Source organism: Mesorhizobium sp. Cs1299R1N3, from assembly GCF_037179625.1.
GTDB lineage: Bacteria > Pseudomonadota > Alphaproteobacteria > Rhizobiales > Rhizobiaceae > Mesorhizobium > Mesorhizobium salmacidum.
Genome location: NZ_JAPYKQ010000001.1, coordinates 925,054 through 949,241, shown reverse-complemented (window position 1 = coordinate 949,241; position 24,188 = coordinate 925,054). Strand labels below are relative to the sequence as shown.

General features: G+C 63.5%; 19 protein-coding genes and 1 pseudogene. 5 read left to right on the top strand and 15 right to left on the bottom strand.

The annotated features are described in order from the left end of the window. Window positions 1–14 precede the first annotated feature (14 nt). A complete protein-coding gene (locus O7B34_RS04370) occupies window positions 15–1,370 on the bottom strand; it encodes an ABC transporter substrate-binding protein (RefSeq protein ID WP_027142762.1) in 1,356 nt (451 codons plus the stop codon). Window positions 1,371–1,733: 363 nt separating this feature from the next. Between O7B34_RS04370 and O7B34_RS04365 the strand changes: the two genes are divergently transcribed. Further along, the gene (locus O7B34_RS04365) at window positions 1,734–2,756 is read left to right on the top strand and encodes a LacI family DNA-binding transcriptional regulator (RefSeq protein ID WP_337145010.1); all 1,023 of its coding nucleotides are present in this window, start codon (window positions 1,734–1,736) and stop codon (window positions 2,754–2,756) included. Between the two features lie 166 nt (window positions 2,757–2,922). Further along, window positions 2,923–3,576 carry a hypothetical protein gene (locus tag O7B34_RS04360; protein ID WP_337145009.1) on the top strand — a complete coding sequence of 218 codons (654 nt, stop codon included), beginning with the start codon at window positions 2,923–2,925 and terminating at the stop codon, window positions 3,574–3,576. Window positions 3,577–3,617: 41 nt separating this feature from the next. Here O7B34_RS04360 and O7B34_RS04355 read toward each other — a convergent pair whose 3' ends face one another. The 14 genes and pseudogenes from O7B34_RS04355 to puuE all read right to left on the bottom strand — a co-directional run bounded on the left by O7B34_RS04355 (window position 3,618) and on the right by puuE (window position 19,752). Further along, window positions 3,618–5,054 carry a S8 family serine peptidase gene (locus O7B34_RS04355; RefSeq protein WP_337145008.1) on the bottom strand — a complete coding sequence of 479 codons (1,437 nt, stop codon included), beginning with the start codon at window positions 5,052–5,054 and terminating at the stop codon, window positions 3,618–3,620. After that, complete coding sequence (locus tag O7B34_RS04350) at window positions 5,044–5,712, bottom strand: anti-sigma factor (RefSeq protein ID WP_337145007.1); 669 nt, start codon at window positions 5,710–5,712, stop codon at window positions 5,044–5,046. Before O7B34_RS04350 ends, O7B34_RS04355 begins: the two co-directional genes overlap by 11 nt. Continuing rightward, window positions 5,709–6,275, bottom strand: a complete 567-nt coding sequence (locus O7B34_RS04345) for a sigma-70 family RNA polymerase sigma factor (protein ID WP_337145006.1) — start codon at window positions 6,273–6,275, stop codon at window positions 5,709–5,711. Before O7B34_RS04345 ends, O7B34_RS04350 begins: the two co-directional genes overlap by 4 nt. Window positions 6,276–6,456: 181 nt before the next feature. Next, window positions 6,457–7,284 (bottom strand): alkaline phosphatase family protein, encoded by an 828-nt coding sequence (locus O7B34_RS04340; RefSeq protein WP_337145005.1) that lies wholly within the window; start codon window positions 7,282–7,284, stop codon window positions 6,457–6,459. 83 nt (window positions 7,285–7,367) lie between these two features. Further along, window positions 7,368–8,958, bottom strand: a pseudogene (locus tag O7B34_RS04335) (ABC transporter substrate-binding protein). Window positions 8,959–9,079: 121 nt separating this feature from the next. Beyond that, window positions 9,080–10,735, bottom strand: a complete 1,656-nt coding sequence (locus O7B34_RS04330) for an ABC transporter ATP-binding protein (RefSeq protein WP_337145004.1) — start codon at window positions 10,733–10,735, stop codon at window positions 9,080–9,082. Beyond that, window positions 10,735–11,559: an ABC transporter permease gene (locus O7B34_RS04325; RefSeq protein WP_027142770.1), complete on the bottom strand. Its 825-nt coding sequence runs from the start codon at window positions 11,557–11,559 to the stop codon at window positions 10,735–10,737. The genes O7B34_RS04330 and O7B34_RS04325 overlap by 1 nt, the downstream gene beginning before the upstream one ends. A 9-nt stretch (window positions 11,560–11,568) precedes the next feature. Continuing rightward, the gene (locus O7B34_RS04320) at window positions 11,569–12,528 is read right to left on the bottom strand and encodes an ABC transporter permease (protein WP_015314326.1); all 960 of its coding nucleotides are present in this window, start codon (window positions 12,526–12,528) and stop codon (window positions 11,569–11,571) included. 16 nt (window positions 12,529–12,544) lie between these two features. Then, window positions 12,545–14,131 carry an ABC transporter substrate-binding protein gene (locus tag O7B34_RS04315; protein WP_337130240.1) on the bottom strand — a complete coding sequence of 529 codons (1,587 nt, stop codon included), beginning with the start codon at window positions 14,129–14,131 and terminating at the stop codon, window positions 12,545–12,547. Window positions 14,132–14,285: 154 nt separating this feature from the next. Then, entirely contained in the window at window positions 14,286–16,271 is a 1,986-nt protein-coding gene (locus O7B34_RS04310) for a CocE/NonD family hydrolase (RefSeq protein WP_337145003.1), read from the bottom strand. 96 nt (window positions 16,272–16,367) lie between these two features. After that, window positions 16,368–16,961 (bottom strand): nucleoside deaminase, encoded by a 594-nt coding sequence (locus O7B34_RS04305; protein ID WP_337145002.1) that lies wholly within the window; start codon window positions 16,959–16,961, stop codon window positions 16,368–16,370. Then, complete coding sequence (locus tag O7B34_RS04300) at window positions 16,961–17,464, bottom strand: ureidoglycolate lyase (RefSeq protein WP_337142023.1); 504 nt, start codon at window positions 17,462–17,464, stop codon at window positions 16,961–16,963. The genes O7B34_RS04305 and O7B34_RS04300 overlap by 1 nt, the downstream gene beginning before the upstream one ends. Next, window positions 17,461–18,324: a bifunctional allantoicase/(S)-ureidoglycine aminohydrolase gene (locus tag O7B34_RS04295; protein WP_337145001.1), complete on the bottom strand. Its 864-nt coding sequence runs from the start codon at window positions 18,322–18,324 to the stop codon at window positions 17,461–17,463. The genes O7B34_RS04300 and O7B34_RS04295 overlap by 4 nt, the downstream gene beginning before the upstream one ends. A gap of 9 nt (window positions 18,325–18,333) precedes the next feature. After that, the gene (puuE, locus tag O7B34_RS04290) at window positions 18,334–19,752 is read right to left on the bottom strand and encodes an allantoinase PuuE (protein WP_337145000.1); all 1,419 of its coding nucleotides are present in this window, start codon (window positions 19,750–19,752) and stop codon (window positions 18,334–18,336) included. A gap of 204 nt (window positions 19,753–19,956) precedes the next feature. Between puuE and uraH the strand changes: the two genes are divergently transcribed. From uraH to xdhB, 3 genes are read left to right on the top strand one after another with little or no spacing between them, the layout of a single operon-like run. Further along, the gene (gene uraH / locus O7B34_RS04285) at window positions 19,957–20,331 is read left to right on the top strand and encodes a hydroxyisourate hydrolase (RefSeq protein ID WP_027142780.1); all 375 of its coding nucleotides are present in this window, start codon (window positions 19,957–19,959) and stop codon (window positions 20,329–20,331) included. A gap of 3 nt (window positions 20,332–20,334) precedes the next feature. After that, the gene (xdhA, locus tag O7B34_RS04280; RefSeq protein WP_337144999.1) at window positions 20,335–21,816 is read left to right on the top strand and encodes a xanthine dehydrogenase small subunit; all 1,482 of its coding nucleotides are present in this window, start codon (window positions 20,335–20,337) and stop codon (window positions 21,814–21,816) included. After that, window positions 21,816–24,179 (top strand): xanthine dehydrogenase molybdopterin binding subunit, encoded by a 2,364-nt coding sequence (gene xdhB, locus O7B34_RS04275; RefSeq protein ID WP_337144998.1) that lies wholly within the window; start codon window positions 21,816–21,818, stop codon window positions 24,177–24,179. The genes xdhA and xdhB overlap by 1 nt, the downstream gene beginning before the upstream one ends. Window positions 24,180–24,188 lie beyond the last annotated feature (9 nt).

Below are 24,188 nucleotides of genomic sequence, written 5' to 3'. Positions count from 1 at the left end.
CGCGCCGCAGCGGCCTACTTGATTGCGTCCCAGCTCTTCTGGATGTCGGTGGCGACGTCCTGGGCGGACTTGCCGCCGACCAGGTCGATCATGCCGGTCCAGAAGGAGCCGGCGCCCACCTTGCCGGGCATCAGGTCGGAGCCGTCGAAGCGCACCGTCGTGGCGCCGACCAGGATCTCGCCCTGCTTCTTCAACGCATCGCTGCCATAGGCGTCCTTGTTGGCGCCCTTGAAGGGGGTGACGAAGCTCTTCTGCGCCATCCACAATTCATGCGCGAGCGGCATCTGCAGGAACTTGATGAATTCGCGCGACGCCTTGGAATCCTTGGTGATCATCACCAGCGTTCCGGCCACTTCCAGCGGCGTCCCGAGTTCCGGCTTGGAGGCGTAGGGCGGGTAGGGGAAGAAGTCCGCATCCTGGCCAAGCTTCACGCCCTCCGGGAAGAAGGAAGGGATGAACGATGCCTGATGGTGCATGTAGCACTTCGGCGGCACGGTGAAGAGGCCCTTCGGGCTGTCGCGGAAGTCGGTCGCCGCGACCGCCTTGGCGCCGCCGTCGACCATCTTGTCGTCGGTGGCGATCTTGCCGAAGATGTCGATGGCGTTGACCACTGCCGGATCGGTGAACGGGATCTCGTTCTTCACCCACTTGTCGTAGACTTCAGGCGGCTGCGTCCTGAGCATGATATCCTCGACCCAGTCGGTCGCCGGCCAGCCGGTCGCGCCGCCCGAGCCAAGGCCGATGCACCAGGGCTTGCCGCCATCGGCGATGATCTTCTTTTCGAGCTCGGCCAGTTCTTCCTGCGTCTTCGGCACCTTGTAGCCGGCTTCCTCGAAATTGTCGGGCGAGTACCAGACAAGCCCCTTCACGTCGATCTTGTAGGGAAAGGCATAGAAGCCCGGCTTGCCGTCCTTGCCCGTATAGGTGCCGAGCTTGGCCCAGGAGTCGCCGGCGGCGTAATTCTCCTTGACCCAGGTCGCGACGTCGTCGCCGAGCGGGGTCAGTACGCCCTTGGAAGCAAGGTCCTGGATGAGGCCCGGCTGCGGCAGGACGGCGATGTTGGGCGGGCTGCCGGCCTGGGTGTCGATGACGATCTGCTGCTCGTAATTCTCGGACGAGGAATATTTGACCTCTGCGCCGGTGGCCTCGGAGAAATAATCGAGTACCGACCGGACAAGCGCCTCGTCCTCGCCACGCCATGGGCCGAAGATCGACAAGGTCTCACCCTTGAGGTCGACTTTCTTGAGGTCTTCATAATTCGCCCAGTGAAAGTGCTGATCTTCGCCGGGCTTGAACTTTAGTTCGGCCTGCGCGGGCGCGCTCAGGGCGAACGCGGCAGACGCAACGCCCAGCAAAAGCAACTTCTTCATCGGTATTCCTCCCAGTGGGTCACACATACTGGACGGAACCTCCATTCCGCCCGCCGACGCCGCAGGACTGTGACTCACTCGCAAGGGAACCGCAACCTTTCGAAGAGTCTTCCAAAGCGCTTTGGCCTTGCCGATCTCGCCATTGAATCGATCAGGAGTCAAGAGTGCTCGCGAACTAATCGATTTAACTGCCAGCGGTCCGCGCTCGAAAAGTGCGCCGCAACATGCTTTTTTGGCGGTGCAACAGCAATTTCTGTTTCAAAGCTGCCCCCTGCACGCATATGGTCTCTGCGATGTGGCCGCATCTCGGGTAGTGTTTGGGTCGATTCAATCTAAAAGCGCTTTGAGGCAGGGAGGCCTCTCGTGAACCTCAAGCAACTCGCGCATATGCTGGCGCTTTCGCAGACGACGGTAAGCCGGGCGCTGAACGGCTATCCCGAAGTCAACGAGGAAACCCGCAGGCGCGTCATGGACGCCGCCAAGCGCCACGGCTATCGCCCCAATCCGAGCGCGCGTCGGCTGGCCACGGGCAAGTCCGGAATGATCGGCTACGTGCTGCCGACGGGTGCCGCCGTCGACATCGACCCCCACTTCGTCGAATTCCTGTCCGGCCTCGGCGACTATGCCCGTTCGCACGAACTCGACCTTGTCCTGTCCCCGACCGACGCCGACGATCAGGAGACGACCTACCGGCGCGTCGTCGCCAACCGGCAGGTCGATGCCGTCTACATCTCTTCGCCCAGGCCCGCCGACCGGCGCGTGGCGCTGGTCAATACGCTCGGCATTCCCTTCATCGTCCATGGCCGCAGCGAGGGCTTGGACTTCGACTATCCCTTTCTCGACATCGACAATGAAGGCGCTTTCCACGAGGCCGCCCGGCTGCTCGTCCAGCTTGGCCACCGGCGGCTGGCGCTGATCAACGGCGATGACGGGGAAACCTTCGCCATTCATCGCGAGCGCGGCCTGTGCCGGGCGCTGGCAGCAAGCGGCCTGACATTGGACGATCGCCATGTCTGCTCCGTCGTCATGACCGAGGAGAACGGCTATCGCGCCGCCCGGCGCCTGCTTGAACAGGACGGCGCGCCGACGGCGATCGCCTGCTCCAGCCTGATCATGGCGCTCGGCGTCGTGCGCGCGGTGCGCGACCTTGGCCTCAGCATTCCCGGCGACATCTCGCTGATCGCCCATGACGACGTCTTTCCCTGGCTGAAGCCGGAGAATTTTTCCGTGCCGCTGTCGACGACGCGCTCGTCGATCCGGCTGGCCGGCGCGCGCATCGCCGAGCGGCTGGCGGCGCGGATATCGGGACTGGAGGAGGGCGCGCGCGGCGAGGTCTGGCCGGTCGACCTGGTGGTCAGGGGATCGGTCGCCGGCGCGCCGGCCTAATGCATGTCGCCCGGAAGTGTCCTCGGTTCCGGGACAACGACATGCATAAAATCAGAAGCTTACAGCAGGTCGGGCGAATCCTATTCGCCGCGACATGCTGTAGGGTCGCCCCAAGACAGAGTGCCCTCTTAACCCCGCATTAGTGCGCTTGTCCCAACATGGCCGGATGAAAATCGATCAGCCAAACGCGGTTTTCGGCCGGCGCGGGCGCGAAGCCAGCGTACCGGCTGCCTTGGCTGGGCGCACGGCCGAACCGACGCGCACCATAGGCCATCTTGTGCGTCTGCTTGGCTTAGTGACGTTCCTGGTCACCGTGGCCGGCGCTGTCTTCTGGACGTTGCCTGGCATCGAAAAAATGAATCTGGAAGCCGGGCGAGCAGAGCGGAGAGTGGTCGAGATCGTCAACCAGCCGATTACGCATCTGCCCCGCTCCGGGCCGGTCTCGGTATTTGCGCCAGGCTGGTTTCACCCGGGCGCCACAACCCCCGACTTCAACACTGTTGATGTCCGTTCCACGCAGGAACTCACCTATGAAGGCCATGTCACGTCAGACCTGAACCCCACCGAAATGTTCATCGGAAGTGAACTCGAATTCAACGCCATGACCAAATATTTCTATACCGATCGAACGCTGCCCAAGAAGCGGTTGTCCAACTCGGAAATGATCGAGATCAACGGCCTTTACCGGGTTATTGGCAGCGATGAGCAGGCGGTATTAATGCGATGGCTGGCAATAATCGGTTTGGCTGTCGTCGGGCTTTGTCTTGGAGTCGCGTTGCTTCTGCTATTCCGTCGAACCCGGCGACTGGCGACAGGTTGATCGGCCGCAGATCGACGAAATCGACGCCTGAAGGAAAAAAGCTACTCCCTCACGGCCTCGGCCGCCTTAAGATCCAGCAGCCCGTAGCCGAAATCATTGTCGCGCCCCTTCGGTCCGAGATCTCTCGCCGTTGCTGCAAGTGCCTTCTCGATGTCGTTGGCCGAGCGGTCGGGCGTGGCGTGGATGAGGTTGGCGATGGCGCCGCTGACGATCGCCGCGGCAAACGAGGTACCCGTCACCACGTCCGAGCCGGCGCCGCTCGGTGCCACCATCTCGACGCCCGGCGCCGAGATGAAGACATAAGCGCCGCGATTGGCCTGCGGCATCAGTCCGTCACTGGCGTCGGTGGCCGTCACCGCGATGACACCGTCAAAGGCGGCCGGATAGCCATAGGGCGCCTTCGGGCCGTTGTTGCCGGCGGCGGCGACCAGCACCATGCCGAGCGCCCGTGCATTACGGCAGGCGGTGCCGAGCAGGTCGTTCTTCGGGCCGACGAAGCTCATATTGATGATGCTGACATTCTGGTCCGCCGCCCAGTCGAGCGCCGACAGGATGACGTCCATGGTTGACTTGCCGCCCTCGAAGGCACGCGCGTGGTAGATTTTCGCGCCCGGCGCCATGCCTTCCAGCGGGCCGACGCCGGCAATCAGACCATCGATCGAAGTGCCGTGGTCGCGCTTTTCGACCGGGACGTCGGGCATCGCGTCGAACTGCGCGGCGATGACCCCGGCCAGAGCCGGATTGGTATCGTCGATGCCGGTATCGATGACGGCGACACGCACGTTCTCGCCACTGGCCTGTTTGGCGTCGAGCGCGATGCGGTCGAAGGCATAGTTGACGATGCCGGCCGACTGCTGCAGCGAATAGATATGGTTGGGCTCGCGGCGCTGCGTGCGGCCGTCGGCGGCAAGCTGCGCCAGCACGACGCCGACGGGGCGGCCATCGGGAATGCCGAAACGCACCAGCGTGGTGCCGAGCAGCCGGGACTGGCGCTGCGAGCGCACTTCAAGGCCGAAGGAAGCGGCGATCTGCTGCACGGCTCCGGCATCGCCATCGACGGTCACCAGCACCTCGTCGCGTACGAAGTCGCCGGTCACGGCGCGTCGCGACTGGACGGCGATGAGATCGGTCGGCGAGATGATCGGGCCACCGGACGGCGGGCCTGCCTGGTTCCCGGCGGGGGCTGTCGCGGGCTCCGGTCGTGGTATCGGCACCGGTGCAGGAAGGGCGACCGGGTTGGGGAAGAGGTCGACGATCAAGGCGGGCAGAAAAACGGCGCCGGCCTGGGCCACACCCGACCCACCCTTATCGCCGCCGTCCTTGACGCAGTCGGCCGCGGTCGCATTGGCCTCGTTGCTGCAATCGATTTTCGTCCGGTCGGGAGTGGCTTCGTTGCTCTGCGCCGACGCAGGCACGGCGACGATTGTCATCGCCGCCGCCAGGATGGCCGCAAATCGAATGTCCGCCTCAACCGCCATCAGCAGGTTTCCTTCCCTCGATCACAGCCTCCGCGAAAGGCTGGGCGGCAATAAGGCCCCGCAGTTTCTCATAGTCGGCGGCTGTCGTCGCCGGAATGGCGAGCCTGAAGACGCCGTCGGCGGTCGGCCCGCCGATGATCTTGAGCTTGTTGGCGTCGAGAAAGGCCGCAATATCGGCCATCCTGGCATCCGGCTTGAATTTGACCAGCGCGAACGGAAATTTGGCCAGATCGTCTTGTGCGCCGGCGATCTCGAAATTGCCGCCCTTGCCGCCAGGCTGCACCAGAGACTGGACCGCGATCAAGGCCAGCAGGACCGCGGCCGCCGCCCAGGCGACGCCGACCGGCACCGCCATGAAGCGGCCCCAGGCCTGCGCCAACCAGGATGCGCTTGCAGGCGCCCGAACCGGCCCTGCCTCCGCGTCGAGCGCCTTGGCGAAGCGGCTGAGCGCATCGGCCGGCGGGCGGATCGCCTCATTGGCTGCCGCCGTGCCGGAGAATTCGGCTTCCGCCTCGCCGAGCGCGACAAGTGCCGCCGGATCGGTGGCCAGCCATTCTTCGATGGCTTCCAGATCCGACCCTTCGAGCGAACCGTTCAGGTAGAACGGCAGCAGCGTTTCCATTTCGTCGCGGCGCGACATCTTTTCAGCGGCGCTCATGGCCACCCCCTGTCGTAACCGGCGGCCTTCAAGGCTTCGCCGAGTTTCTTGCGGGCGTAGAACATACGGGTCTTGACGGTCGCGACCGGGATGTCGAGCACCTGTGCGATCTCGGTCACCGATTGCCCTTGATAATAGGCGAGGTCGATCACCGTGCGGTGCTCGTCGGGCAAGGCGTCGATGAGGCGGCGCAAGGCGGCGGCCTTGTCCTCCTTCATGGTGACGACCTCAGGCGTGTCGGCGCTGTCGGGCACCGCCGCGGCGGCCTCGTCGTCGATCCAGTCTTCCTTCTTCTTGCGCAGCAGCGAGAGCGCCTTGAAGCGGGCGATGCCGAGCAGCCATGTCGAGACTTCGGACCGCCCTTCGAAGCTCGGCGCCTGGCGCCACAGTTCGAGGAACACTTCGTTCGCGATATCGTCAGCCATCATTTCCGATCCCGTCTGGCGCGCCACGAAGCGGTAGACCCGCGCGTGATGACGCATGAACAGGAGCCGCACGGCAGCCCGGTCGCCCTTCGCGACCCGGTCGACAAGCGCGCGATCGGTTTCCGCCGCCGCCGTCATGGCCGGTCGAGCCGCCTGGCTCCTGTCTGCTCTGTCGCCGATCGATCCAAAAAGGTTCATCCTCCGCCAAGGAATTCTGGGAGGCTAACCGAAGAGCGGGACGGTTGCCAGAGCATCCCTTCTCGCCGTTTACGGGGAGAAGGTGCCGGCAGGCGGATGAGGGGCGGCGCCAGCCACTCGATCAGGAGAGAAAAGCCTTCGCCTTCATCGTCGCCGGCACCGGCACGCCAAGCCGGCTCAGAACCGTTGGCGCCAGTTGCAACTGGTCGAGCAGCGTATCGGCTTCCGGCCCTTCGCCCTGTCCGAAATAATACAGCGCGAAATCCTGCATCTCGTCGTCATGGCCGCCATGGTGGCCGCGGTCGGTCTGGCCGTGGTCGGCGGTGACGATGACCTCGTAGCCGGCCTCGATCCAGCCCGGCAGGAAGGCCGCCAGCATGCCGTCCATGGCGTAGCAGGCATGGTCCATCTCATGGCAGTCATGGCCGAAACGGTGGCCCATCGAGTCCAGCGTGCAGGTGTGCAGGACACCATAATCGATGCCGTGGCGCCGGGTGAGCATGGTCAGCGTCGCGAACAGGTCGACATCGCTCGGCGTCATCTGGTTCTTGAGATTGTAGCCGGTCATGGTGTGAAAGCGGCCATGCGTGATCGGGCCGTCCGGCTCGTCATACTCCATGTCCTCGACGAGGTCGAACGGGTAGGAGCGGAAGAATTCGGACCAGTAGGAATGGGTGACCGCGCCGGTCTTGCTGATTTCCGAGAAGATGTCGGGCTGCCCGACGCGAAAGCGGTTCTCGTTGGACAGGATGCCGTGCACCTGCGGCGACACGCCGGTGTGGATCGAGGCATAGCAGCAGGCCGAGGTCGACGGCAGCACCGAGCGCATCTTCCACACCCGCGCCTCGCCCGACTGCACCCAGCCTTCGAGATTGCCCATCAGCCGGCGCCAGTTCCGGTAGGGAACGCCATCGAGGATGATCAGCAGAAGCTTGGTCTTGAGCGCCACGGGCTGCTCCATGCGATTATCTGTCGAAACGAGTGCGCCGCGTGTCGTTCGGACACGCGGCGCTTTTCAATATGAGTCGGATGTCAGGCGTTCAGCCAGCATTCGCCCAGCGCGTAGCCGTCCATCATTTCGCCGTTCGGGTTCTTGACGAAGCCGCTTATTTTGTTGGTGGCGGCGGCGTCGATGAACTGGTTGAAGAAGGGCACGATCAACCCGCCTTCGTCGCGCATCAGCATGGCCATGTCGTGGTAGATCGCCTTGCGTTTGGCCTGGTCGAGCTCGGCACGGGCCGTGAACAGCATCTTGTCGAATTCCGGCCGTTTGAAGCGCGTGTCGTTCCAGTCGGCGGTCGAGACGTAGCCCGTGGAATACATCTGGTCCTGCGTCGGGCGCCCGCCCCAGTAGGAGAGCGAGAAGGGCTGCTTGTTCCAGACTTCGGACCAGTAACCGTCGCCGGGCTCGCGTTTGATCTCGATCTTGATGCCGGCCTTGGCCGCGCTCTGCTGATAGAGCTGGGCGGCATCGACGGCGCCGGGGAAGGCGACATCCGATGTGCGCAGCAGGATGGAGCCGCTATGGCCCGACTTCTTGTAGGCGGCCGCGGCTTTTTCCGGATCGAACTTGCGTTGCTCGATGTCGGTGGAAAACAGCGGATAGGCTTCGTTGATCGGGAAGTCGTTGCCGACCGAACCGTAGCCGCGCAGGATCTTTTCCAACAACTCGTCGCGGTCCATGGCAAGCTTCAGCGCCATACGCAGGTCGTTGTTATCGAAGGGAGCCGTGTCGCAGAACATGTTGAACGGGTAGTAGCCGCGCCCCGACACGTTCTCGATGGTGACGCCCGCGATGCGCTTGACCAGATCGACCACTTTCGGCTCGACCCTGTTGATCAGGTGAACCTGGCCCCCCCTGCAACGCGGCAAGCCGCGCCGTAGCATCGTTGATGACGACGATCTCGATCTGGTCGGCGTGGCCGGCCTTGTCGCCGCGCCAGTAATTGGCGAAGCGCTCGCCGCCATGGCGTACGCCCGGCTGGTTCACGGTCACCTTGTAGGGACCGGCGCTGATGCCGGCATTGGGGTTGTCCTTGCCGCCATTCGGCTGGATGACGAGGTGGTAGTCGGCCATCAGATAGGGGAAGTCGGCATCCGCATCGCCGAGCGTGACGACCACTTCCTTGCCAGCCGGCTTGATCGTCTTGATGTTCTTCAGCACGCCCAGCGCACCCGACTTCGACTTCTCGTCGGCATGGCGCTCGAGCGTGGCAGCAATATCCTCCGCGGTCACGGTCTTGCCATTGTGGAATTCGATGCCGTCGCGCACCTTTATGGTCCAGGTCTTGGCGTCCGCCGAGGCGCCGATCTCCTGCGCGATCCGGTTCTCGACGCCACCTTCCGGTGTCAGGCGGACAAGGAACTCGCCCCACTGCTTGCCGAAATTGTAAGTAACCTGGCTTAGGTTCAGTGCCGGATCGAGGCTGTTGGTCGATTCACCGCCCTGCAGGCCGGCCTTGAGGATGCCGCCCTTGACCGGGCTCTGCGCGAAGGCTTTCCCGGCCAATGTCGTTGCTAGTGCCGCCGACACACCCAGCGCCGCCGTGCGGCCAAGAAACTCGCGACGCGATATCCGGCCCTGGCCGGCGAGTTCAGCGAGATGGTCAAGTTCGGTCTTCATGTCATACCCCCTTGTTGAAAACAACGTCACACCAGCGGCGCCCCGCCCGAAGACGTGTGGCGCCCCAGTGTTGCATGCGGATGACGGCCGCCATCTCCTTGGCTGGCGGACTGCTGGCTGGCTAGTTCCCGGCGCTGGCCATGCGCCGCCCCTTGATCGCCTTTTCCAGCCAGCCGATCTCCATTTCCGGAACGGACGACAACAACAGGTCGGTATAGGCATCGAAGGGCGGTGTGAGCACCTTGCTCTTGGAACCGTAGCGCACCACTTCGCCGCGATACATCACCGCGATCGAATCGGCGATCGACTTCACCGTCGCGAGGTCGTGGGTGATGAACAGATAGGCTACGTTTTCCTCCTTCTGCAGCTCGAGCAGCAGCTTGAGGATGCCATTGGCCACCAGCGGATCAAGCGCGGATGTCACTTCATCGCAGATGATCAGCTTGGGCTTGGCCGCGAGCGAGCGGGCGATGCAGACACGCTGCTTCTGGCCGCCGGAAAGCTCGGCCGGGTAGCGGTCGACAAAGCCCTTGCCCATTTCGATCTTGTCGAGCAGTTCGGCGACGCGGGCATCGCGCTGCCTGCCGCGCATGCCGAAATAGAATTCGAGCGGCCGCCCGATGATGGTTCCGACGGTCTGGCGCGGGTTCATCGCCACGTCGGCCATCTGATAGATCATCTGCAGCTGGCGCAGGTCTTCCTTCGGCCGGTCGGCAAGCCGGTTGGCCAAGGGGCGCCCGTCGAACGTAACGGTGCCTTGCTCGGGCGGCAAAAGTCCGGTTATGGCGCGCGCCAGCGTCGACTTTCCGGAGCCGGATTCGCCAACCACGGCCAGCGTCTGGCCGGGGTAGATGTCGACCGAGACGTTCTTCAGCACCTTGACGTGGCCGCCGCCATAGGCGGCGGTCACGTTCTTGACCGACAGGAACGGCGTGGTGCCGGGTTTTTGCTCGGCATGTTCGATCTCGTGCACCGAAACCAGCGCATTGGTGTATTCCTGCCGCGGCTCCTTGATGATCTGGCGGGTGCCGCCCCATTCGACCAGCCGGCCGTGACGCAGCACCATGATCTCGTCCGAAACCTGGGCGACGACGGCCAGGTCGTGCGTGATGTAGAGCGCCGCCACATGGGTGTCGCGGATAGCGTCCTTGATCGCCGCCAGCACGTCGATCTGCGTCGTCACGTCGAGCGCCGTGGTCGGCTCGTCGAAGACGATCAGGTCCGGCTCCGAGCAGAGCGCCATCGCCGTCATCACACGCTGCAGCTGGCCGCCCGAGACCTGGTGCGGAAAGCGCTCGCCGATGGTTTCGGGGTTGGGCAGGCTGAGCTTCTTGAACAGTGCTACGGCGCGTTTCTCGGCCTCGGCCCGCGTCGCCGTGCCGTGCAGCAGCGTGGCTTCCACCACCTGGTCCATCAGCCTGTGCGCCGGGTTGAAGGCGGCGGCCGCCGACTGCGCGACATAGCAGACCTCGCGGCCGCGCAGCTTGCGAAAGTCCTCCTTGCCGCCCTTGAGGATGTCGCGGCCGTTGAGGAGCACCTCGCCGCCGGTGATGCGCACGCCACCGCGGCCATAACCCATCGAGGACAGGCCGATGGTCGACTTGCCGGCGCCGGATTCGCCGATCAGGCCAAGCACCTTGCCCTTCTCCAGTGTCAGCGAGACATCGTGGACCAGCGTGATGGTCTTCGGCGCCTCACCGGGCGGATAGACCGTCGCCTCGATGCGCAAATTGCGGATGTCGAGCAGAGGGGTGGACTTTGCCTTGCCGTCAGCCATCACCCGCGTCCTCCCTTCAGGCTTGTCGTGCGGTTCAGCACCCAGTCGGCGACAAGATTGACCGAGATCGCCAGCGCCGCGATCGCGGCCGCGGGAATGAGCGCTGCGCCTATGCCGAACACGATGCCGTCCTTGTTCTCCTTCACCATGCCGCCCCAGTCGGCGTCCGGCGGCTGCACGCCAAGGCCGAGAAAGGAAAGCGTCGACAGGAACAGCACCGCGTAAATGAAGCGCAGGCCGAGCTCGGAGATCAGCGGCGACAACGCGTTGGGCAGGATTTCACGGAAGATGATCCAGACGCTGCCCTCGCCGCGCAGCTTGGCGGCTTCGACATAGTCCATGACGTTGATGTCGACGGCGACCGCGCGGGACAAACGGTAGACGCGCGTCGAGTCGAGAATGCCCATCACCAGGATCAGCGTCACCAGGTTGGTTGGCAGCACCGAGAGCACCACCAGGCCCATGATCAATGTCGGGATCGACATCAGGAGGTCGACGAGGCGCGACAGGATCGTGTCGAACCAGCCGCCGAACACCGCGGCCGAAAAGCCAAGGATGGCGCCGAGCGAGAACGACAGCGCGGTGGCCAGCACCGCGATGAACAATGTGATGCGGGCGCCATAGATCATCCGGGACAGCAAATCGCGGCCAAGATTGTCGGTGCCCAGCCAATGCGCCGCCGACATCGGCTCCCAGACATCGCCGACAATTTCGGCGTTGTCATGCGGCGAAATCCACGGCGCGAAGATCGCCGCCAGCACGAATAGTGCCGTCAGGATAATGCCGATCAACGCGGGGATGGGGATGCGTTTGATATCGAGCATGCCCGCCCCCTATTTCGGATGTCGCAGGCGCGGATTGGCGACGATCGCCGCTATGTCCGCGATGATGTTGAGACTGATGTAGACGGCGGCGAAGATCAGGCCGACGGCCTGTACCACCGGCACGTCGCGCTTGGTCACGTGATCGACGAGATATTGTCCCATGCCGGGATAGACGAAAATCACCTCGACCACGACGACGCCGACGATGAGATAAGCGAGGTTGAGCATGACGACGTTGATGATCGGCGCGATGGCATTGGGGAAGGCGTGCTTGCGGATGACGTTAAACGCTGACAGGCCTTTCAGTTCCGCCGTCTCGACATAGGCCGACTGCATGACATTGAGGATCGCAGCTCGCGTCATGCGCATCATGTGGGCGAGCACCACAAGCGTCAGCGCCGTCGCCGGCAGCGCGATCGCCTGCATCCGCTCACCGAACGGCATGCCCTCATAGACGGTCGAGATGCCGGGAAAGATCTGCCACTTCACGGCGAAGAAATAGACCAGCACATAGCCGATGAAGAACTCCGGGAAAGAGGTCGAGGCGAGCGCCAGGCCGGAGATCAGCTTGTCGACCCAGCCATTGCGGTAGCGCACCGCGATCAGTCCGAGAATGATGGCCAGCGGTACGGCCACGATCGCCGCCCAGAAGGCGAGGAACAGTGTGTTCCACAAGCGCGATTTGATCGAGGTCGCGATATCCTGCCCGCTCGACATCGCAGTGCCGAGGTCGCCGGTCAAGACGCCGCCGAGCCAATGGAAATACCTGACATAGGCCGGGTCGTTCAGCCCAAGCTGCTCGCGCAGATTGGCCAGCGACTCCGGTGTCGCCGATTGTCCCAAAATGGCTTGCGCGACGTCGCCGGGCAGGATCTGCGTGCCGGCGAAGATCAGGACCGAGATGGCCAACAAAAGCAGGATGCCCAGCGCAATGCGCTGGGCAATTAGTTTCAGGATGGGTGAAGACATCGCTGCAAAGCCGGACTCAGGCCTGCAGCCAGCACTTCGCCAGGGCGTAGCCGTTCATCAGCTCCTGATGCGGGTCGTCCACCCAGCCATCGACCTTGGCACCGGTGGCGTCGATGAACTGGTTGAACATCGGCAGGATCAGGCCGCCTTCGTCGCGCACCATGACAGCCATGTCGTGGTACATCTGCTTGCGCTTGGCCTCATCGAGTTCGGCACGCGCCGCCAGCACCATCTTGTCGAAATCCGGGCGCTTGAAACGCGTGTCGTTCCAGTCGGCGGTCGACAGATAGGCGGTCGAGTACATCTGGTCCTGCGTCGAGCGGCCGCCCCAATAGGAAGCGCAGAAGGGCTGCTTGTTCCAGACTTCGTTCCAGTAGCCGTCGCCGGGCTCGCGCTTGAGCTCGATCTTGATGCCGGCCTTGGCCGCGCTCTGCTGGAAGAGCTGGGACGCATCGACAGCGCCCGGGAAGGCGACGTCCGAGGTCCTGAGCAGCACGGTGCCGTCATGACCTGATTTCTTGTAGTGGAACTTGGCCTTGTCGGGATCATACTTGCGCTGCTCGATCTCGCTGAACAGCGGATAGGACGCGTTGATCGGGAAGTCGTTGCCGAGCGAGCCATACCCGCGCAGCACCTTGGTCAGCATCTCCTCGCGGTCGATCGCCAGCTTCAGCGCCATCCTGAGGTCGTTGTTGTCGAACGGCGCCGTGTTGCAATGCATGATGAACACGTAGTGGCCGGGGCCCGCGTGGTTGCGGATGGTGACGCCCGGCACGCGCTTGATCAGGTCGACGATCTTCGGCTCGACGCGGTTGATCATGTTGACCTGGCCGCCCTGCAGTGCTGCCGTGCGGGCCGTCGCGTCGTTGATGACGATGACCTCGATCTGGTCGGCATGGCCCATCTTGTCGCCCTGCCAGTAATTGGCGAAGCGCTCGCCGCCATGGCGCACGCCCGGCTCGTTGGTCTTGACCACGTATGGGCCGGCCGAGATGCCGGCATCGGGCTTGTCCTTGCCGCCATTGGGCTGGACGATCAGGTGATAGTCGCTGAGCAAATAGGGAAGATCGGCGTTAGCCTCCTTCAGCGTCAGCACCACTTCCTTGCCGCTGGCCTTGATGGTCTCGATGCCCTTCATATAGCCGAGCGCGCCGGATTTCGACTTCTCGTCCGAATGGCGCTCGAGCGTGGCGGCGACATCCTCGGCGGTCACGGTCTTGCCGTTGTGGAATTCGACGCCGTCACGGATCTTCAACGTCCAGGTCTTCGCATCGTCCGAGGAGCCGATCTCTTCAGCGATGCGGTTCTCGAGCTTGCCATCCGGCGACAGCTCGACGATCAATTCGCCCCAGCACTTGCCGAAAGCGAACGGCACCTGCGTCATCATCAGCGCCGGATCGAGGCTGTTGGTGGATTCACCGCCGACCAGGCCGGCCTTCAGCGTACCGCCCTTGACCGGACCCGCCGCGCGCGCCGCGCTCGAAAGCAGCGCGTTGGCGAAGGGTGCGGCGATGCCGAGCGCTGCGGCCCGACCGAGAAAATCACGACGGCTCAGCTTGCCAGACGCAACCCGCCGGCTAAGGAATTCCAGTTCATTTGACATTTGAGTTCCTCACTCTGTTGGTTCGACTCTGCGGTCGATTTTCTTGCTTCTTGTTAAAGGGAATAATGACCGCAAGGGAAAGCGGTAAGCAAGACCGAATGCGACATGCCGTGGCGTAAATCGCACGTCGCATTTGGACCAACGATTTCAGCGCTCAAACCAGCTCGCGCGGGACCTTTTCGTCGAACTCGCGCTCGAAGATGAGGGTTTCGCCTTCGTAGGCCTCGATTCTGGCGCTGACGATGAAGTTTTGCGCGTCCGACCGCATCTGGGCCCATGTCTCGGTACGGACCGACCATCCATTTCGCGACAGGGTCTGCGTCCAGTGTGTTTTCCCAGAGGCTGACAGAGGATCGTCAGGATGGATGGTCCAGGTTTCGCGGGCGATGCTGCCGTTGACCAGGCCGTGGTCGAGATCGCGCACTTCGCCGAAATCATCGGCAATGGAAAGCGTGGCGATTCCCGTCTTTTCGTCGCGGTCGACATGGCGTTCGGAATTGGCGGGACGGATCGTCTCGGTCGCCCAGGGCGCGGCCCCTTCCGGCTCGGCGAAAACGGCTTCGTCGCCTGTTGCCAGCAGGCGCAAGGGCACTGATAGCGTGGCGTCCGACAAGGTCAGTCGTGCCGGTTCCGGCGAAGGCCAGATCATTGGCCAGTAGGCGGTGGAAACAGCGACGCGCAGACGGTGGCCGGCCGGCACGCGGTAGGCGCATTGATCGAGCACGACACGCGCCGAAACCGTCTCCCCGGGGACCAGTGCTTCGGGGAATTCATGCGAGTTGCGGTGCGTCAGATTGAGCACGCCATAGGAGATAAGTTCCGAGGCGCCGTCGGGATGCACGTCGCAAAGCCGGACCGCGATGTTGGCCTGGGGCCGATCGGAGGCAAGCAGGACCTCAAGCTCCGGCGCGCCGACGATCTCGATCGGCTTGGTGAGCTCAGGCTGGTCGAAACACGCCGACAGCCCATCGTCGGGGCGCTGATCACCCGGCAATTCCGGCCCGAAGGTGAACGGAAAGTATTCGCCGCCGGCAAGCCCGCAGGTCTGCGGCGAAACGACGATTGAAGGCCCTGCATCAGGGGAAATGAGTTCGATCGCTTCAACCGCTATGTTGGACGACGGCCATTCCTGCTCGGCTATCCAGCGGCCGGGCCGCTCCGGATGCCAGCGTGCGGGACGCACGCTGTCCATCACATAGGCACGGTAGTCGGGATCGGCCTCGACGCCGGTCTCGGCGCCCTTCAGCCAGTGGTCCCACCAGCGCAGCGCTTCCTGCAGGAAGCCGATGGCGGGCTTGGGTTCGGCATAGTGCGGGTATTTGTGGATCCACGGTCCGACGATGCCCTTGACCGGTGCCTCGATGTTGCTGACGAGGTGCGAGATCGTGTTGCGGTAGCCGTCGTGCCAGCCGCCGATCGACAGCACCGCGGCATGAACAGCGGAAAAATCCTCGCAGATCGAACCGCGCTTCCAATAGGCGTCGCGATGCTGGTGGCTGAGCCACAGCGGCAAAAGGAACGACTGGTTCTCCAGCCGTTTCAGCCACAGATCGCGCCATTTGTCGTCGCCGGCAATCAGCGGATCCGGTGGCCGCGACGAATAGGACAGCATGGTCGAGGCCCAGCCGAAATTCTCGAGCAGCAGGCAGCCGCCCTTGTAGTGGATGTCGTCGGCATAGCGGTCGACGGTCGAGCACAGGCTGATCACCGCCTTGAGCGCCGGCGGCTGTTTGGCCGCCACCTGCAGGCAATTGAAGCCACCCCAGGAAATGCCCATCATGCCGACATTGCCATTGCACCAGGGCTGCGCCGCCGCCCAGGCAATGACATCGCAGGCGTCCTGCAGTTCCTGCTCGGAATATTCGTCGTCCATCAGCCCTTCGGAATCACCATTGCCGCGCATGTCGACGCGGATCGAGGCGTAGCCGTGGCCGGCGAAATAGGGATGGGTAAGCTGATCGCGAAAGATCGTGCCGTCGCGCTTGCGGTAAGGCAGGTGCTCGAGGATGACAGGTACTGGATCGTTGCCCGCATCCTCCGGCATCCACACCCGCGCCGACAGCCGGCAGCCATCGGGCATGACGATACCCATGTCGGGAAATTCGACGACCTTGCGGGGAAATTCGGTGATGGTTTTCATGGCAGGCATAACGCTCCGCGGCACGAGAACTTTCAATCGTCATTCGCGACTGGAGCAGCGAAATATGCGACCTGTGCCGCTACCTGTTTCATACCATCAATTCAGCGGAATGTCGTTTTCGGCCTTGTTGGCCTGATAGGCGCCGGACAGCTCGTCATAGCGTCCGGAAATCCTGCCGATCCGCTCCTCCAGCCGCTGGCGCTCGACCTCGGGCAGCGCTCTCACCAGCCTGCGGATCGAAAAACTTTTCCAATAGGCGTTCTCGGCATTGTAGCCGCCGGGATCAAGGGTGAAGACCTCTTTCAGGATTTTGAGGTCATGCGGGATGGCGAAACTGTCGCGCGAATCCTCGTGGCTGAACAAATAGTAGAAATTGTCGAAGCCGGTCCAGGTGATCGCCGACAGGCAGAGCGAACAGGGTTCATGCGTGGCGATGAAGATGGCATCTTTCGTGTCGACACGTTCGGCCTTGGGCATTTCGTAAAAGCGCTTCAGGCAATGCACCTCGCCATGCCAGAGCGGGTTTTCCATCTCGTTGTTGGTCTCGGCCAGCACCAGCGACCGGTCGCCCTTGCGCAGGATCGCCGCGCCGAACAGCTTGTTGCCGTGCGCGACGCCTTCTGCCGTCTTCGGCACGATGTCGTGCTCGATCACGTCGAGCAGGCGGTCGATCAGCGAAATGTCGGTCATCACAAGCTCTCGTCGGGGAGATGGATCTCGTAGGCGTGCGAGAAATGGAATTCCTCGAGATTGGCTCCGTCGCCGCCACGGTCGACGATCAAAAAGTCCTGAGGCTCTCCGATGGGCGTCAGCACGCCGTGCCAGAGATTGCGGGAATAGTTGATGCCTTGCCCCGGTGCGGTGATGAAGGCATGCGGCTCGCCCGGCCCCTCCTTGCCGTCATGGCAGACGACGACCAGGAACGGACGTGGCGACAGCGGGATGAACGCTTGGCTGCCCAAGGGGTGGCGCTCCACCATGGTCAGCTTCAGCGGCATCTCGTAAGGCGTGCCGCGTACCATGGAAATCAGCACGCGGGCGTTAGGTCCTGCAGCTTCAGCGGTGGCGAGATCGTGATAGCGCTCGGCCTTGCCGCCATTGATCGGATAGTGATTGTCGCCGCCCATGTCGATGACGTCGCCGAATTCGGCAAAGGCCTCACGCGTCAGCGGCCGCGCGACGATGCGGGTCATGACGTCCGCTTCGCGATGCCAGCCCCGCCGAGCTTGGCGTGGCGGTTGACATCCTTGTAGAGCAGATAGCGGAATTTGCCGGGGCCGCCGGCATAGCAGGCCTGCGGGCAGAAGGCGCGCAGCCACATATAGTCGCCGGCCTCGACCTCCACCCAATCCTGGTTGAGCCGGTAGACCGCCTTGCCTTCGAGCACATAGAGCCCGTGTTCCATGACATGTGTCTCGGCGAAAGGAATGACCGCGCCGGGCTCGAGCGTGACGATGGTCATGTGCATGTCGTGGCGCAGATCGGCGGGATCGACGAACCGCGTCGTTGCCCAGCGGCCTTCGGTGCCCGGCATCGGCGTCGGCGCGATCTCCTGTTCGTTGGCGAAGAAGGCCTTGGGAATCTCGAGACCGTCGACCGCCTCATATGCCTTGCGTATCCAGTGGAAGCGGGCCGCCGCCTTGCTTTCGTTGCGGACTGTCCAGCCGCTGGCAGGCGGCAGGAAAGCAAAGCCGCCGGGGCTCAAGCTATGCTTCTTGCCGTCGAGCAGAACCGTCAATTCGCCCTCGACCACGAACAGGGCGCCCTCGGCGCCGGCATCGGGCTCGGGCCGGTCGCTGCCGCCGCCGGGCGCGACCTCGACGATGTATTGCGAAAACGTCTCGGCGAAGCCGGACAGCGGCCGCGACAGGATCCAGACGCGGGTCTTGTCCCAGAACGGCAAGGCGCTGGTGACGATGTCCTGCATCACGCCCTTGGGAATGACGGCATAGGCCTCGGTGAAGACGGCGCGTCCGGTCAGAAGTTCGTTCTGGCCGGAATGGCCGCCCTGTGGGGCATAATAGGTGCGCTCGGGCATCCTGATCGTATCCATGGTTCAAACCTATTGTGGAAGCATGTCCTTGAGGCGGAGCAGCGCGATGCGCTCGACCTGCTTGCAGGCGGTTTCGAATTCGACGCCGCGGCCGTTGCCGATGCGGGCTTCGAATTCGGCGAGGATTTCCTCCTTTGTCTTGCCTTTCACCGCGATGATGAAGGGGAAGCCGAAGGTGGTGACGTAGGCGGCGTTGAGCTTGGAGAACAATTCACGCTCCTTGTCGGTCAGCGCGTCGAGACCGGCGGAAGCCTGTTCCCTGGTCGATTCCGTCGTCAGCCGCCTGGCTTTGGCCAGCTTGCCGGCGAGGTCGGGATGGGCGTTGAGCACGCCGAGCCGCTCGGTTTCGCTAGCGGAACGGAAGATACGGCAGAGCGCATTGTGCAGGCCGCCGGCTGTGTCGTGCGCCGGGCCGAGCTCCAGCTCGTAGGCCCGTTCGGCAATCCAGGGCGAATGCTCGAACACGCCGCCGAAGGTGTGAACGAACGTCTCGAATTCCATCTTCGACGGGCGCAGAGCGGCCGGTTGATAGGGGTGATTTTCCTGCCAGTGCTTGGCGATGTCGATGCGCCGCGCCAGCCAGACCTTGTCGTGAGATTTGACATAATCGACGAAGCGTTTCAGCGCCGCCACCCGGCCCGGCCGTCCGACGAGGCGGCAGTGCAGGCCGATGTTCATCATGCGCGGCCTGCCTGCCTTGCCCTCGGCATAGAGCGTGTCGAAACTATCCCTGAGGTAGGCAAAGAACTGGTCGCCCGAGTTGAAACCCTGCGGCGTGGCAAAGCGCATGTCGTTGGCGTCGAGCGTGTAGGGGATGATGAGCTGCGCGCCGTCCGCATGCTCGAACCAGTAAGGCAGTTCGTCGTCATAGGTGTCCGAGACGTAGTCGAAGCCGCCTTCTTCGGCCACCAGCCGCACCGTGTTGACCGATGTGCGGCCCGTGTACCAGCCGGTCGGGCGCTGGCCGGTCACCTCGTAGTGCAGCTTGATCGCCGCTTCGAGGTCGCGGCGCTCGTCCTCGGCGTCGTGGTCGCGGTAATCGATCCATTTCAGCCCGTGCGAGGCGATTTCCCAGCCGGCTTCCTGCATGGCCGTGACCTGGTCGGGCGAGCGCGCGAGCGCAGTGGCGACGCCATAGCAGGTCACAGGCACTTGCTCTTCGCTGAACAGGCGCAGCAGCCGCCAGAAGCCGGCCCGCGCCCCATATTCGTAGATTGATTCCATGTTCCAGTGGCGCTGGCCCACCCAGGGCGCCGCACCGACGATTTCCGACAGGAAGGCTTCCGAAGCCTTGTCGCCGTGGAGCACGCAGTTCTCGCCGCCCTCTTCGTAGTTGACGACGAACTGCACGGCGACATGCGCGCCGCCAGGCCATTTCGGATCCGGCGGATTGGCCCCGTAGCCACGCATGTCCCTGGTGTAACGCATCGTCCCTCCGCGCCCGGCTTCACCGGAAGTATGATCAGGATATCGAAAGGGTGCTTCTCGCATTCCCCTCAAAATTTTTGAAAGTGTTTTTGTCGCACTCCGCTCGACCGGGACTTATGCATCGCCTTTAATTGGCGCACAATTCATCGTTAGTGCTCGATTGTACCGGCCAATTTGTTCGTATTGGAAAATGGGAGGCGGCCAATGGCAGAAACGTCGAAAGCCGATGGCGGGCGTCTGACGACCCATGTCCTGGATACCGCGACCGGCAGGCCGGCGGCGGGATTGTCGGTCGCACTCTACCATCTGGAGGGTTCCGCCCGCACGCTTCTGAAGACGGTCGTCACCAATGCCGACGGCCGCTGCGACGCGCCGCTGCTGGCCGGCGCCGACTTCCGCACTGGCGAGTACGAATTGGTGTTCGCGGCTGGCGACTATCTGCGCGGCCAGGGCACGAAGCTGCCCGCGCCTGCCTTCCTCGACAGCGTGCCGATCCGCTTCGGCATGGCGGAGGCGGTGCATTATCATGTACCATTGCTGATCTCGCCGTACGGCTATTCCACCTATAGGGGGAGCTGAGGCATGGCCAAGGTCAGCATCCGCAACGAAATCCGCTTCATTTTGAATGGCAGGGATATCGCGCTGTCATCCGTGGCGCCCGATGCGACCTTGCTCGACTGGCTGCGGCTCGACCGTTCGCTGCGCGGCACCAAGGAAGGCTGTGCCGAGGGCGATTGCGGCGCCTGCACCGTGCTCATCGGCAAGCTTTCGGCCGCCGGGCTGACCTATGAAAGCGTCAATGCCTGCATCCGCTTCCTCGGCTCGCTCGACGGCACCCATGTCGTGACGGTCGAGCATCTGCGTGGCGAAGCTGGCCAGTTGCATCCTGTGCAGCAGGCGATGGTCGATTTCCATGGCTCGCAATGCGGCTTCTGCACGCCGGGTTTTGTCATGTCGCTCTATGGCCTGTGGATGAAGTCGCCGGACCCGTCGGATGCGACGATAGAAAAGGCTTTGCAAGGCAATCTCTGCCGTTGCACCGGTTACGAGGCGATCATGCGTGCCGCGCACGCCATCTCGAGCTATGGCAAGGCGGCGAAGGACCCGCTGGCGGCCGAGCGCCGGGGCATCACGACACGACTGCAGGCGTTGCGCGACGGCGCCAGGATCGAGATTGACTCCGGCAAGACGCGGCTGGTCGTGCCGGCCGATGCCGGCGATTTCGCTTCTGTCTTCGAAAAAGAACCCACCGCCACCGTCGTCGCCGGTTCGACCGACGTTGGCCTGTGGGTGACCAAGCATATGCGCGAAATCTCGCCGGCGATCTTCATCGGCAATCTGCCGGGGCTTTGCACCATCACGGAAGACGATAGTGTCATATCGATCGGCGCCGGCGTCACCTACACCGAAGCTTTTTCGATACTGTCGAAACGCATCCCGGCGTTGGGACCGTTGTTCGACCGCATCGGCGGCGAACAGGTTCGCAACATGGGCACGATCGGCGGCAACGTCGCCAACGGCTCGCCGATCGGCGACACGCCGCCGCCGTTGATCGCACTCGGTGCGCGGCTGACGTTGCGCAAGGGCAAGACGCGGCGCACGATCCCGTTGCAGGATTTCTTCATCGCCTATGGCAAGCAGGACCGCCAGCCAGGCGAGTTCGTCGAGGCCGTGCATGTGCCGGTGCCGGCAAAGGACGTGAAATTCGCCGTCTACAAGATCACCAAGCGCCGCGACGAGGACATCACCGCGACCCTTGGGGCCTTCTGCCTGGCTCTGGCCAAGGACGGCACGGTGGCCGACATCCGCATCGCCTATGGCGGCATGGCGGCAACGCCGAAGCGGGCTGCGGCCGTTGAACAGGCTTTGATCGGCAAGGCCTGGAACGAAGCGACGGTAGAGGCGGCGATGGCGGAATACGCCAAGGACTTCACGCCGCTCACCGACATGCGCGCGAGCGCCGAATATCGAGCTCTGGCTGCAAAAAACCTTTTGTTGCGCTTTTACGTGGAAACCACGGGCACCAAGGTGCCGGTGCAGGTATCGCGCAGCGAGGCTGCCTGATGAACAAGCACGCCACATCAAACCACAAGGCCGAGAAGATCGTCGGCGGCATCGCTACCGACCAGCGGCATGATTCCGCCCACAAGCATGTCAGTGGCGGCGCCGTCTATATCGACGACATGCCGGAGCCGGCCGGCACGCTGCACGCCGGCCTTGGCCTGTCCAAGGTGGCGCATGGCGTTCTGAAAAGCGTCGATCTCTCGGCGGTACGCGCGGCCCCCGGCGTCGTCGACGTGCTGACTTATGCCGACGTGCCGGGTGAGAACGATGTCTCGCCCAGCAACATGCATGACGATCCGGTGCTGGCCGAGGGCAAGGTGCAGTTCTTCGGCCAGCCCATCTTCGCGGTGATTGCCGAAACGCGCGAGGCAGCCCGGCGCGCCGCGCGCCTGGCCAGGATCGAGTATGACGAGCTTCCCGCCGTGATCGACATCTGGGACCTTGATCCGGCGAAGGACAAGCAGGTGACCACGCCGCTGGTCCTGAAGCGCGGCGATGCGGCCGCGGCAATCAAGGCAGCGCCCCGCCGCATCAAGAGCCGCATGTGGCTTGGCGGCCAGGACCATTTCTACCTCGAAGGCCAGGTGTCGCTCGCCATCCCCGGCGAGGACGACGAGGTGACCGTCTACTGTTCGACCCAGGGGCCGAGCGAGACGCAGCATCTGGTCGCCCACACGCTCGGCGTGCCGAGTAACGCGGTTACGGTGGAGGTGCGCCGCATGGGCGGCGGCTTCGGCGGCAAGGAAACGCAGGCCAATCAGTGCGCCGCGATCGCCGCCATTGCCGCCAAGAGGCTGAAGCGCGCGGTCAAGATCCGGCTCGACCGCGACGAGGACATGACCGCCACCGGCAAGCGGCATGATTTCGCCATCGACTACGAGGTCGGCTTCGACGACGAGGGCAACATCCTTGGCGTCGACTTCACCTACGCTCTGCGCTGCGGCTTTTCAGCCGACCTGTCCGGCCCGGTCGGCGATCGTGCGCTGTTCCACTGCGACAACGCCTATTTCTATCCAGCGGTGCTGGCCAAATCGGCGCCGCTTTTTACCAACACCGTCTCCAACACCGCCTTCCGTGGCTTCGGCGGCCCGCAAGGCATGATCGGCGCCGAGCGCGTCATCGACGAGGTCGCCTTTTCGGTCGGTAAGGATTCGCTCGAGATCCGCAAGCTGAATTTCTACGACCCGATGGAGGCGATCGGCGGCCGCAACGTCACGCCCTATCACCAGAAGGTCGAGGACTGCATCATCCAGCGCATCGTGGCGGAACTGGAAGAGAGCGCCAGCTATGCACGCCGCCGTCGCGAGATTTCCGCCTTCAACGCCAACAGCCGCTTCATCAAGCGCGGCCTGGCACTGACGCCGGTCAAGTTTGGCATCTCCTTCACCAAGACCGAGTCCAACCAGGCCGGCGCGCTGGTGCATGTCTATGCCGACGGCTCGGTGCACATGAACCATGGCGGAACCGAAATGGGGCAGGGCCTGCACCTCAAGGTGGCGCAGGTCGTGGCCGAGGAATTCCAGATCGACCTCGACCGCGTGAAGATCACCGCCACCACCACCGCCAAGGTGCCCAACACCGCGCCGACGGCGGCGTCCTCGGGCGCCGATCTCAATGGCATGGCGGCACAGAACGCGGCGCGCCAGATCCGCCAGCGGCTGACCGACTTTGCCGCCGAGAGATACCAGATCCCTGTCGACCAGGTGGTGTTCCTGCCAAACCGGGTGCGCGTCGGCAACCAGGAGGTCAGCTTCAACGATCTGGTCAAGCAGGCCTATATTGCGCGTGTGCAGCTCTCGGCCGCCGGCTTCTACAAGACGCCGAAGATCCACTGGGACCGCGGCAAGGGCCAGGGCCACGCCTTCTATTACTACGCCTATGGCGCGGCCTGTGCCGAAGTGTCGGTCGACACGCTAACCGGCGAATATGTCGTCGAGCGCGCCGATATCCTGCACGATTGCGGCCGTTCGCTGAACCGGGCCATCGACCTCGGCCAGGTCGAGGGCGGCTTCATCCAGGGCATGGGGTGGCTGACCACCGAGGAATTGTGGTGGGACGACAAGGGCCGGCTGCGCACGCATGCGCCGTCGACCTACAAGATCCCGCTGGCGTCGGACCGACCGAAGATCTTCAACGTGGCGCTGACCGACTGGTCGCAGGCCTATGAACCGACCATCCATCGCTCCAAGGCGGTCGGCGAACCGCCGCTGCCGCATGGCATGGCGGTGCTGCACGCCCTGTCGGACGCAGTGGCCAGCGTCGCCGACCACAAGATCTGCCCGCGCCTCGACGCCCCGGCAACGCCGGAACGCGTGCTGATGGCAATCGAGCGGCTGAAGAAAGCGGTCAAGGCCGGCGCCTGAATCTGGCAG

What these genes read in the sequence shown, in the direction of transcription:
- O7B34_RS04370 (WP_027142762.1), bottom strand. Translation starts at nt 1,370, where the DNA reads ATGAAGAAGTTGCTTTTGCTGGGCGTTGCGTCTGCCGCGTTCGCCCTG.
- O7B34_RS04360 (WP_337145009.1), top strand. Translation starts at nt 2,923, where the DNA reads ATGAAAATCGATCAGCCAAACGCGGTTTTCGGCCGGCGCGGGCGCGAA.
- O7B34_RS04355 (WP_337145008.1), bottom strand. Translation starts at nt 5,054, where the DNA reads ATGGCGGTTGAGGCGGACATTCGATTTGCGGCCATCCTGGCGGCGGCG.
- O7B34_RS04350 (WP_337145007.1), bottom strand. Translation starts at nt 5,712, where the DNA reads ATGAGCGCCGCTGAAAAGATGTCGCGCCGCGACGAAATGGAAACGCTG.
- O7B34_RS04345 (WP_337145006.1), bottom strand. Translation starts at nt 6,275, where the DNA reads ATGACGGCGGCGGCGGAAACCGATCGCGCGCTTGTCGACCGGGTCGCG.
- O7B34_RS04330 (WP_337145004.1), bottom strand. Translation starts at nt 10,735, where the DNA reads ATGGCTGACGGCAAGGCAAAGTCCACCCCTCTGCTCGACATCCGCAAT.
- O7B34_RS04325 (WP_027142770.1), bottom strand. Translation starts at nt 11,559, where the DNA reads ATGCTCGATATCAAACGCATCCCCATCCCCGCGTTGATCGGCATTATC.
- O7B34_RS04320 (WP_015314326.1), bottom strand. Translation starts at nt 12,528, where the DNA reads ATGTCTTCACCCATCCTGAAACTAATTGCCCAGCGCATTGCGCTGGGC.
- O7B34_RS04315 (WP_337130240.1), bottom strand. Translation starts at nt 14,131, where the DNA reads ATGTCAAATGAACTGGAATTCCTTAGCCGGCGGGTTGCGTCTGGCAAG.
- O7B34_RS04310 (WP_337145003.1), bottom strand. Translation starts at nt 16,271, where the DNA reads ATGAAAACCATCACCGAATTTCCCCGCAAGGTCGTCGAATTTCCCGAC.
- O7B34_RS04305 (WP_337145002.1), bottom strand. Translation starts at nt 16,961, where the DNA reads ATGACCGACATTTCGCTGATCGACCGCCTGCTCGACGTGATCGAGCAC.
- O7B34_RS04300 (WP_337142023.1), bottom strand. Translation starts at nt 17,464, where the DNA reads ATGACCCGCATCGTCGCGCGGCCGCTGACGCGTGAGGCCTTTGCCGAA.
- O7B34_RS04295 (WP_337145001.1), bottom strand. Translation starts at nt 18,324, where the DNA reads ATGGATACGATCAGGATGCCCGAGCGCACCTATTATGCCCCACAGGGC.
- puuE (WP_337145000.1), bottom strand. Translation starts at nt 19,752, where the DNA reads ATGCGTTACACCAGGGACATGCGTGGCTACGGGGCCAATCCGCCGGAT.
- uraH (WP_027142780.1), top strand. Translation starts at nt 19,957, where the DNA reads ATGGCAGAAACGTCGAAAGCCGATGGCGGGCGTCTGACGACCCATGTC.
- xdhA (WP_337144999.1), top strand. Translation starts at nt 20,335, where the DNA reads ATGGCCAAGGTCAGCATCCGCAACGAAATCCGCTTCATTTTGAATGGC.
- xdhB (WP_337144998.1), top strand. Translation starts at nt 21,816, where the DNA reads ATGAACAAGCACGCCACATCAAACCACAAGGCCGAGAAGATCGTCGGC.